Below are 10236 nucleotides of genomic sequence, written 5' to 3' on the forward strand. Positions count from 1 at the left end.
AACAACATAAACCAGCGCGCCTTTTCCCTGGTATTCCGGCGGAATCTCGCCGAGTGGCCAGCCAGGTTTAGTGGTCTCAAGGTAGAAGTACTTGACCCCATCCTTCTGGTAATAGCTTCCCCAGCAGTCCGGGCACTCCACCCCCACTGCCATGTGGCCGGGGTTGCCGCTGAAAACCAGAAGCGCTGTTCTGTAACCCATCGCCTTAAGAATCGCGGCAAGCAGGATAGATTTGTCCTCGCAGTCACCGCCATCCACCAGCGTCTCAACCGGATACCTGGGGTACTCTCCTTTTTCGCTTACGTAGGGTATTGCTTCCTGGACGAACGCCGCCGCAAACTCTATTCTCTCTCTGGGAGTCCGGGGCGCTTTTTCGGCAATTGCTCCGGCCAGGGTTCTCACCAGTTCGCTGTTTTTCTCTTCCGTCACGTAAGGCACATATCCGTCAAGCATCCGCCGGTACTCCGCTTCCCGGTACAATCGCTGCAGTTCCAGGTATTCCGACCAGATCCGGTCTAGATCGCGTTGAGCTTCATAATATGCGCTCATATACGCCTGGTATTTTCGCCAGGCTTCGTAGTAAGAATCACCTGGCAAAATCCTGCACTGTTGATACCAGAAATCCATGTAACGCTTAAGCTCTTCCGCTTGCTGCTTCAGGTTGTTGAGCCGCTCCAGGTACTCTTTCAAAACGCGTTCGTGGATCCTGGGCTGGCTTCCGTAATACCGGTACATCTCTTCCGGAATGGGCACCCGCCACGTCCATTCGTTGCCCTGCTTATCGTGCCACCTGTACTCTTTTACAATTGCCTTATAGTTCGCAGCAGGCTCCTCAAGCGCCCCTTCCTGTTTATTGCCGGCCGGAAGTGACCCCGTCTTGCCTGTTTCGTCAGGAACTCTAACCACAACAGTTTGAGATGCAGGATCCCATTCTATGGCCACGCCAAGAGCATCTGCCAGCCAGCGGATCGGCAGCATGATCCGGCCTGTAACGATTTCAGGAACAACATCCATGGTTACAGCTGCACCGTTCAGCAGCATTATATTGCTGCCTATGGTAAACTGAACAACACGATCACCCTTAATAACAGTGACTTTACCAGTTGTGGCATCCCACAGGACGTTGTCGTCAGCTACACCTGCCACGTTTGCCGCAAACCGCAGGGGCAGGAATGTTCTCCCTTCTTTAATGTACGGAGCAACATCCATGACAACAGTATTACCGTTCAGCAAATACGAGTTTTTGCCTATTGTGAAAACTGCAGTATTTCCACCACCGGCCCGAGCAGGAGAAACAAAAATAAAAAGCATTGCTATTGCTACTATTGCTACAACAAGCAAAATGGCAGGTTTTCTCATCCTTCTCATCGCCTCCCTTTACGGCCCGTACACCTTGCCCGGCCTGTACCCGGTACTCAGGGCCTCTTCCCCGGTCTTAAACTCCACCCGGTTCTGCGGCGCTATCTTCTGCGCCCACTCGCAGGCGGGAAGCACTCGCAGGCGGGAAGGTGGAAGACCTTCGACCGGGCGCTGCCTGTATAGTTTGTACTGCTGGCCTGCTTCGCGGCCCCACCGCCCGGCACCGGTGCGGCTGCCGCGTTGTACTATTCGCCAATATGAAACTTTTTCCTGCCGCAGCATCCCGCGCAGGATTAAAAAAGCACCACAAGTCCTGCCCCATCAACATCTACGCCAAAGCCCTGAAGAGTGCCGATGGGGATGCCGCCGATAAAATGGACAGCATCCTGACTAAGTGCAGGGGAACACCGTGAGCTGCCCCCAAATTGTCCCCAAGTGAATGTTTATGTGGCCCCCGGCAAAAAATTAAGTCCCGCAAAAGTTTGCGGGACTTAGGTTTATCGCTGGAGCCCACAACCGGGATTGAACCGGTGACCTCCGCCTTACCAAGGCGACGCTCTACCTACTGAGCTATGTGGGCATGGTTGCGGGGACCGGATTCGAACCGGCAACCTTCGGGTTATGAGCCCGACGAGCTACCAACTGCTCCACCCCGCGGTATGGTGGAGGGGGCAGGATTCGAACCTGCGAAGGCTGCGCCGGCAGATTTACAGTCTGCTCCCTTTGACCACTCGGGAACCCCTCCACGTTTGTAATATTGGCTATTATGGAGTGATCATTATGGAGCCGACGAGGGGACTCGAACCCCTAAACCTGCTGATTACAAGTCAGCCGCTCTACCTGTTGAGCTACGCCGGCATGAAGGAAGTTTCAGCACCTTCTATTATACAAAGGAATCCCCGGCAGATCAAGTCGCTCGGGGTTTTTGCTCTCACAATAGATTTGCTTTCTTCTGGCTGCGAACCAGGACTAACCTGTTTCCCTGCTCGATCTAGTGTTCGCGCCTTTCCAGATAACGTTCCAGCTTCCGCTTCACCCGCTGGAGGGCGTTATCGATCGACTTCACATGCCTTTTTAAGTCCGAGGCCATCTCCTGGTACGATTTCCCCTCAAGATACGACATCAACACTTTCCACTCCAGAGAAGTTAAGATTTCTCCCATCTTTTCTTCAATGTCATCGAATTCCTCACGGCTGATGATGAGTTCTTCCGGATCGCTTACCTTTGAGCCGGAAATCACATCAAGCAATGTCCGGTCTGAGTCTTCATCGTAAATGGGTTTATTCAGGGAAACATAGGAGTTAAGAGGTATGTGCTTCTGGCGGGTTGCCGTTTTGATGGCCGTAATAATCTGCCGCGTGATGCAGAGTTCTGCAAAGGCCCGGAATGAAGAAAGCTTATCGCACCGGAAGTCCCGAATCGCCTTATAAAGCCCGATCATCCCCTCCTGAATGATATCCTCTCGGTCAGCACCAATTAAAAAGTATGATTTTGCTTTTGCCCGGACGAAATTTTTATACTTGTTAATCAGGTGCTCTAGGGCGACGTCATCTCCATCTTTGGCAAGTTCTACTACATCTTCGTCTGCCATAAACTGGTACATGTCACATGTCTCTCGCTGCGCGAGATTACCCATTCCGAACATCGCCTCCGTGAGAGATTTCAAGGTGTGTACATGGGCCCTTATTCAGTTTTTAAAATTTTGAAAAACCACAAGAAATTCTTCACAAGCTTCCAAGCCAAATAAAATCGCCTGTCCATTATCTTTCTAAGAAAAAAAATGGAGGCGTTGACGGCAGACTTTACTTTGTGGGAACACTCTGATTTTGGCTTGTCCGCAATACCAAGACCAATTATACGAAAACTTCAGGTTAAAGTCAAGGTATACTGCATTCCTATTCCTTAAATTTTCGGCGGCGCCAGCCCTCAAAAATCCTTTTCATTTGCTCCGGCAAATGGTTGTCCAGGGGAACGCAGTCAAAGGATTCACGCAAAAGTTCTTTTCTTTCCTTTTTCAGCCTCTGGATTTCCCGGCGAAGCTCGGAAGGAGTAATGCGGCAGGCGCCCTGGGCGGAGACAATCCGCTGCTCAAGCCAGTCGGAGGTGGCCACAAAAAGAGGAAGGGCCTCGCGCTGCGGGTGAATCCTGCGCTGGGCAACGAACCTCTCGATCCACTGGTCGGCGGTTTCCCCTTCCCTGGTGAAAATTACTTCAATCCCTTCGCATTCTTCCCGCCTCTCCGTTCCCCCCTCCACCTGATGGGCATCAAAAACCAGAATTACCCGGATTCCCGAGAGGGCGTGAAACTCGCTCAAAATCGTGACCAGCCGCTCGCGCGCGTGGGCGAGGTCCTCCTCCTTCAGGAGAGCCAGTTCAGGCCAGGCATTTAAAATATTATAACCGTCCACTAAAAGAGTGCCCTCCAGGATGAAACGCCCTTCCCTTTCAAACAGGTTTCTTCGCGGTCCGCTGGCGCAGGATTTCGTAAAGGAGAATCGATCCTGCCACCGCTGCATTCAGAGACGAGACCTTCCCCCGCATGGGGATCCGGACCAGGCAGTCGCAAACCTTCAAAAGCGAGGGGCCCAAACCTTTTCCCTCCCCTCCGACAACAAGGGCAAGGGGGCCGGTTAAATCTGCCTCGTAACAGTTTAGACTGGCCCCGGGGTCGGCGCCAAACACCCAGAGGCCGGCATCTTTCAAATCGGAAATGCTCTGCTTCAAGTTAACCACCCTGCTGATGAGGAGATGTTCGAGGGCTCCTGCCGAAGCCTTCGCCGCAGCACCGGTCAGCGGCACGGCCCTCCGGGCAGGGATAACAACGCCGTGCACTCCGGCAGCCTCGGCGCTGCGGAGGACCGCCCCAAAGTTCCGGGGGTCCTCCCATCCGGCAAGGATCAGGACGAGGGGATCCTCCCCCAGGGCTGCAGCCCGCGCAAGGATCTCCTCTACGGCAGCGTAGGGTCTCGGGCTGGAGTAAGCCGCCACCCCCTGGTGCACGCCGCCCTTTGTCAGGAAATCTAAAACCTGCCGCTCAACGGTTTGCACCGGAACTCCCTGGCGGCGCGCCTCCGCAACGATCTCCCGAACATTCCCGCGGCTTCCGCGCGCGACGAGAATTTTATTTAAGGGGCGGCCTGCTTTTAACGCCTCCAGAACCGGGTTACGTCCCCAGATCGTCTCTTCCATCATCTGGAACCTCCCGGCACCGGACTTCCCGAGCCCTTCCGCAGGAAAATTCCCCCTCCCAGCAGATCCCTTCAGTCTCGCACGAGGGGCCGGCAAGGGCAAAGAGCACCGGCGCCACCCGGCGCACCTCCTCCCGCATCTTCAGCGCCAGGGCGCGGATTTCCCACTGGGCGCGCATGCAGCACCGGAGGCGGAAAAAATTAAACAGGGAACGGGCGTTGAAGGTGCAGACCAGCTTTGTCTCGACGGCATTGGGAAGCAGGTAGCGGGCATCCTCGCGGGGCACTTTTTTTGCCAGCTCCCGGTAAGCGGCCTGGATTTCCTCCATCTTTGCCCGGAACAGGGCAAGGGCTTCCGGGTCGGCAGCAATTGTGGGAGGAACGATATACGAAAAATTCTGCTCATCCACGTAGCGCTGGGACTTCTGGGAATAAGAAGCAATCCGGTGGCGTACCAGCTGGTGGGAAAGAGCCCTGCTGACGCCCTCGATGGCAAAAGTGAAGCTGGCATGCTCGGCAGGGGAAAGGTGGCCAACCGCAACCAGCTTCCGGAGCAGGGAGACAACTTCGGCACGACTCAAATTTTCCTTTAATTCCGCGGCGCCCCGCGCGGTGTAGCAGAGGCGCGCCGCGGCGGCTACGGTAGCTTCAGGTTCCGGGGTGTAACTCAATAACTCGACTTTCATACCTTCCACCTGCATCTCCAGCTCAGGCTCCCCCTAAACGAGGCGCCAGCGGACACCCCGGGGCGTATCCTCGAGGATGATTCCGATCTTCCGCAGGGTCTCCCGGAGGGCATCGGCCGCCTGGTAGTTTTTCTGGCGGCGCGCTTCTTCACGCGCCTTTAAAAGCTCCGCCAGAAGCTCCTGCGGCGTCGCAGGCAAGGGCTCCGGAAGAACCCCAACTGCCGCCTCCTTGAGTGCGGGATAGTATTCGCTGCCCAGTTCCCTGCTTTCCCCAGGCACAAGACCGAGCAGGTCCAGCAGCCGGATAAAATACTGGCGGACCCGGACGAGGACGTGGATCACAGCAGGGGTCGGGTTGAAATCCTCCCGGTTGATAAAACCGTTCACATCCCGTCCCAGGTTGTGAAGCGCGGCCAGCGCAAGGGCGGTGTTGAAGTCGTCATCCATGGCCGTTTCGAACTCCTCGACCCGCGCCACAATCTGGCTCCGAAAGGCAACCGCCTCCCGGGAGAGCCTCCCTGCGGGAACCACCTCCTGCTTCCCCGTTACTTCTTCCAAGAGTTCCAGGGTGTTGCGGAGCCTGCTGTAGCTCCGGCGCGCCTGCTCCAGCTGCTCCAGGTTGAAGTCAAGGGGGCTCCGGTAGTGGGTTGAAAGGAGAAAAAACCTCACGATTTCAGGGGGCCACTCCTGCAGGAGGTCCCTCACGATAAAAAAGTTCCTCAGCGACTTTGACATCTTTTCTTCGTTAACGGTAACAAAGCCGTTGTGAATCCAGTAGCGGGCAAATGGGGCAGCGCCTGCATAGGCCTCGGCCTGGGCGATCTCGTTTTCATGGTGGGGAAAAATCAGGTCGCTTCCACCCCCGTGGATATCGAAGCCGAAGCCCAGGTACTTTAAAGACATCGCCGAACATTCCAGGTGCCACCCGGGCCTTCCCCTGCCCCAGGGGCTTTCCCAGGCCGGCTCCCCCGGTTTTGCGGCCTTCCAGAGGACAAAATCCAGCGGATCGCGCTTGCGCGCGTCCACCTCAACCCGCGCCCCGGCCCGCATCTCCTCCAGCGTCCGCCCGGAAAGCTTCCCGTATCCCGGAAACTGGCGGATGCTAAAATAAACGTCGCCATCCACCTGGTAGGCCATTCCCTTTTCCAGGAGGCGTTCCACCATTTGAATCATCTCGGCGATGTGCTCGCTCGCCCTGGGGTGGACATCGGCGCGCAGAACCCTCAAGGCATCTGCATCCCGATAATACTCCCTGATGTACCGGTTCGCAAGCTCCAGCGCATCTTCATTTTCCTCAGCTGCGCGGGCAATGATCTTATCGTCGATGTCGGTGAAATTCTGGACATACAAAACGCGGTAGCCCTTGTACTCCAGATACCGCCTGATGGTATCGAAGACAACCAGGGCGCGGGCATTTCCGAGATGGATAAAGTCGTAGGTAGTGGGGCCGCACACGTACATCTTAACCTGGTGCGGCGATGCCGGAATAAAATCCTCCTTTTGCTTAGTGAGCGTGTTGTAGACCCTGAGACTCATGGATTTTCGCCTCCAGTTCTTCGATCCGGTTTTCCAGGCGGGCAATTTTTCGCTGCAGGCAGAGGATCATTTCCCCTACAGGGTCGGGCAGGAGGTGGTGCTGGAGGTCGATGGCATCAGGCTGGGCGTCCGCAACTTTCCGCCCGTCCCGAACCACAACCTTTCCCGGAACTCCTACCACAGTGCAGTTGGGCGGTACGTTCCTGAGCACCACCGAACCGGCGCCAATTTTCACGTTATCTCCCACCGTAAGGGAGCCAAGCACCTTTGCTCCGGCGCTGATCACCACGTTGTTGCCGATGGTGGGGTGGCGCTTCCCTTTTTCCTTGCCGGTTCCCCCCAGCGTAACCCCCTGGTATATCGTCACATTATCGCCAATTTCGGCAGTCTCCCCGATCACCACACCCATCCCGTGATCGATGAAAAGACCTTCACCGATTTTAGCGCCCGGATGGATTTCGATGCCGGTCAGGAATCTGTTGAACTGAGAGATCAAGCGAGGAAGCAGAACCAGGTTCTTCCGGTAGAGCCAGTGGGCAATCCGGTGCAGCAAAAGGGCATGAAAACCAGGGTAACACAGGATGACCTCCCAAACGCTTTTCGCCGCCGGGTCGCGCTCGAAAATGACCTGGATATCCCTTTTAATCCGCCGTAAGAACCCCACATCTCCCCCTCCTCAAAATTCTGCCTTGAAACTAAAAAATCCTTTCGCCTCCCAGAGACGAAAGGATCCCTTCCGCGGTTCCACTCTGCTTGGGCAAGATACCCCTCTTGAAACTGCTAACGGTCGAACCGTTGGCGCCTACCGGTTTTCGGCGCCACAACTCCCGGGCGCACTTTCGGTACCGCTTGACCAGAACCGCTTCCAGCCGCCGGCGGTTCCTCTCTGGGGGAGCCGGTACTTACTCTTCCCGTTCCTCGTCTTTGCCTGTTTGATTTCACCCGACGAATATTTGGGATAATTATATTGGATCTCTTGCTCGACTGTCAACCCCGCCAGCCGGACCCGCCGCAGAAATTTCCAAACTGTTTTCCAGACGGAATTGGAGAAAATTACCTGGATCCCTCCTCGCCGGTGGTGATCTGCTTGTTAGGGTAGAAGGCGATAGTCTCCCCACGGCATCCCCCTGCCGGGTTGTCGTAAGGCGAAGATGGCTTGCCCGTTTGCCGTGTTACGCGGTAGCCATACCGGGCCGGCTCCCGTTGATTCCCAGGATTAACAAGCGATCACCACTTTCCGAGAAGGAAATATGTTAAAAATAAAAAAAGAATGCCGGGCAACACCCGGTAAACCTGGAGAAGAACCGGTAAAATATTATTTACGGAGAAATCGGGTCTGGGGGCCTAACCGGGTTTATTATCCTAACCGGTTTTTGAAAGCTGCCTTACGGCGGTGACAAGCCGCTCCACATGGCTTTCATCGTTGAAATAGCCGAAACTCGCCCGCAGCGTACCCGCCGGAAACGTTCCCAGCGTTTTATGGGCCGCCGGAGCGCAGTGGAGTCCGGTACGCACCCCGATCTTGAAAGCCTGATCAAGAATCGTTCCCGCAAGGGCGACGTCCATTGCATCCAGGGTGAAGGAAACAACACCGGTTTTCGGCCCAAAGGGATCACAGAACAGCCGCACCCCGTCCACTCCCTTTAAGCCTTCCACCAGCTGCCGGGCAAGTTCGGCTTCATGGCTTGCGATGGAGTCAATCCCCACCGACTCAATAAAGCGGATGCCGGCGAGCAGCCCGGCGATTCCCGGGAGATTGGCGGTTCCCCCCTCCAGGCGCCACGGTAATTCCTCCGGCTGGTAATCGCCTTCAGACTTGATGCCCGTTCCCCCCTCCCGGAAGGGATCGACGGGGATATCCCTCCCGAGGATCAAAATCCCCACTCCCATGGGGCCCAACAGGCCTTTATGTCCCGGGGCAGCAAGTATATCGATCCCCAGCCTCTCCATATCCACTTCAACCACTCCGGCGCTTTGAGCGGCATCCAGAATCAGGATACCGCCCCGCTCGTGCACGATCCGGGCGATTTCCCGCACCGGTGAGAGACATCCGGTTACGTTCGATGCGTGCGAAATTACGGCAAAGTCGATGCCGCCTTGACATAACTCCCGGAAGTGATCGAGATCGATCTGAAAATCGGCGGTTCCCCGGGCCACCGCCACGGACACCCCCGAACGCTGCAGGGTGCGGAGCGGCCGCATCACCGAGTTATGCTCGTAAGGGCCGGTAACCACCCTGTCCCCGGGTTTTATCAGCCCCTTCAGGGCAATGTTGAGGGAGTCGGTGCAGTTGAGGGTAAAGACCACGTGCTCGGGGGAAGGGGCGTTGAAGAACCTCGCTACTGCATGCCTGGCGTCCGCAATGATCCGCTCGGCCTGCTGGGACATATGGTGCGAGGAACGGCCGGGATTGGCCCCGAACTTCCGCAGCGTTTCGTCCACCGCTTTATAAACAGATTCCGGCTTCGGCCACGTGGTGGCAGCATTGTCGAGATATACGAATGGGCCGTCCACTCCGGTTACCCTCCTATGTATCTCCCGTAAAGACTCCTGGCCACCTGGGGATCTTCGGTTCCGAAAACAATCGCCCTGCCGTCACGGAAAAGAACAATTTCATATTCCCCACAGCGAAACCTCAGCAGGTAGGCATTATGCTCCACTCGGAAGATCTTGCTCAGCGTCTCCAGGGTCAGCTCGAAGTTAATTTTGGTGCTCCCTGCCGGCACCACCTGAACCGCTTTCCGCCCGCAGAGGGATGTGGTCATCAGGTCGCCCGAGCGGTTCAACAGAGTGAACTCTTTTTTTTCGCAGACAGGACACCCCTGCAGCCGTTCCACCGGAGCGATGGTAACGCTGTTATGCCAGAGCTCGATGAAGGTCAGGCCGCGCGACACCTGATCTTTCTTCCCAACCAGTATCTTCAAAGCCTCCGAGGCTTCCCAGGCCGCAACCATAAAAGCGATCGGACCCAACACTCCGACAGTGTCGCAGGTAAACGGCGAGGTGTGCCCCGACACCCCGGGAAAGAGGCAGTTGAAACAGGGGGTGATCCCCGGGACGAAGGTGGCTGTACTGCCATACGTGGCTATACAGCCGCCGTAGATCCAGGGTATCCCCATTTTTACACAGGCCTCATTAATCAGCGCCCTTGTGTAGAAGTTGTCAAGCCCGTCGAGCACCACCGTGGCGCCCGAAATAATCTTTTCGACGTTCCCGGAATTTACGTCATCAACGACAACCTCGTAATCAACCTCCGAATTTATCCGTGCCAGCCGGTTTTTAGCCGCAACCGCTTTCGGCAGGGAGTTTGCGGCGTCCTCCTCTTCGTAAAGCCCCTGTCTCTGGAGATTGGTCCAGTCGACAAAATCCCTGTCCACCAGGCAAAGGGAACCCACCCCGGCCCTGGCGAGAATATTCGCAATGTTGCTTCCCAGCGCTCCCAGGCCGATTACCACCACCCTTGACTG

At 56.1% G+C, this 10236-nt stretch carries 10 protein-coding genes, 4 tRNA genes and 1 other annotated feature; of the genes, 1 reads left to right on the forward strand and 13 read right to left on the reverse strand.

What is annotated here, in order from left to right; all coding sequences use genetic code 11:
- Positions 1–1359: copper amine oxidase (locus tag HPY58_12840; protein NPV30508.1), on the reverse strand; the 1359-nt coding region annotated here is incomplete at its 3' end.
- A 149-nt stretch (positions 1360–1508) separates the two neighbouring features.
- Here HPY58_12840 and HPY58_12845 point away from each other — a divergent pair.
- Entirely contained in the window at positions 1509–1772 is a 264-nt protein-coding gene (locus HPY58_12845; protein NPV30509.1) for a hypothetical protein, read from the forward strand.
- A gap of 91 nt (positions 1773–1863) precedes the next feature.
- Here the strand turns inward: HPY58_12845 and HPY58_12850 are convergent.
- The 12 genes from HPY58_12850 to HPY58_12905 all read right to left on the reverse strand — a co-directional run.
- Positions 1864–1939, reverse strand: a tRNA-Thr gene (locus HPY58_12850).
- 1 nt (position 1940) lies between these two features.
- Positions 1941–2016: transfer RNA gene (locus HPY58_12855), tRNA-Met, on the reverse strand.
- Between the two features lie 3 nt (positions 2017–2019).
- Positions 2020–2104: transfer RNA gene (locus HPY58_12860), tRNA-Tyr, on the reverse strand.
- Positions 2105–2140: 36 nt separating this feature from the next.
- Positions 2141–2217 (reverse strand) — tRNA-Thr (locus HPY58_12865).
- Positions 2218–2350: 133 nt separating this feature from the next.
- Positions 2351–2995: an RNA polymerase sporulation sigma factor SigH gene (sigH, locus tag HPY58_12870; GenBank protein ID NPV30510.1), complete on the reverse strand. Its 645-nt coding sequence runs from the start codon at positions 2993–2995 to the stop codon at positions 2351–2353.
- A gap of 259 nt (positions 2996–3254) precedes the next feature.
- Entirely contained in the window at positions 3255–3767 is a 513-nt protein-coding gene (locus HPY58_12875; protein NPV30511.1) for an NYN domain-containing protein, read from the reverse strand.
- A 37-nt stretch (positions 3768–3804) separates the two neighbouring features.
- The gene (gene rlmB / locus HPY58_12880; protein NPV30512.1) at positions 3805–4548 is read right to left on the reverse strand and encodes a 23S rRNA (guanosine(2251)-2'-O)-methyltransferase RlmB; all 744 of its coding nucleotides are present in this window, start codon (positions 4546–4548) and stop codon (positions 3805–3807) included.
- Positions 4523–5233, reverse strand: a complete 711-nt coding sequence (locus tag HPY58_12885; GenBank protein ID NPV30513.1) for an FAD-dependent thymidylate synthase — start codon at positions 5231–5233, stop codon at positions 4523–4525. Before HPY58_12885 ends, rlmB begins: the two co-directional genes overlap by 26 nt.
- 33 nt (positions 5234–5266) lie before the next feature.
- Positions 5267–6769, reverse strand: a complete 1503-nt coding sequence (locus HPY58_12890; GenBank protein ID NPV30514.1) for a cysteine--tRNA ligase — start codon at positions 6767–6769, stop codon at positions 5267–5269.
- Positions 6738–7433 (reverse strand): serine O-acetyltransferase, encoded by a 696-nt coding sequence (gene cysE / locus HPY58_12895; protein NPV30515.1) that lies wholly within the window; start codon positions 7431–7433, stop codon positions 6738–6740. Before cysE ends, HPY58_12890 begins: the two co-directional genes overlap by 32 nt.
- Positions 7434–7483: 50 nt before the next feature.
- Positions 7484–7697: a binding site (T-box leader), on the reverse strand.
- A gap of 434 nt (positions 7698–8131) precedes the next feature.
- Entirely contained in the window at positions 8132–9283 is a 1152-nt protein-coding gene (locus HPY58_12900; protein NPV30516.1) for an aminotransferase class V-fold PLP-dependent enzyme, read from the reverse strand.
- A gap of 5 nt (positions 9284–9288) precedes the next feature.
- On the reverse strand, positions 9289–10236 hold a 948-nt coding region (locus tag HPY58_12905), incomplete at its 5' end, for a thiazole biosynthesis adenylyltransferase ThiF (GenBank protein ID NPV30517.1).

It is taken from the genome of Bacillota bacterium, assembly GCA_013177945.1.
Lineage (GTDB): Bacteria > Bacillota > DSM-12270 > Thermacetogeniales > Thermacetogeniaceae > Ch130.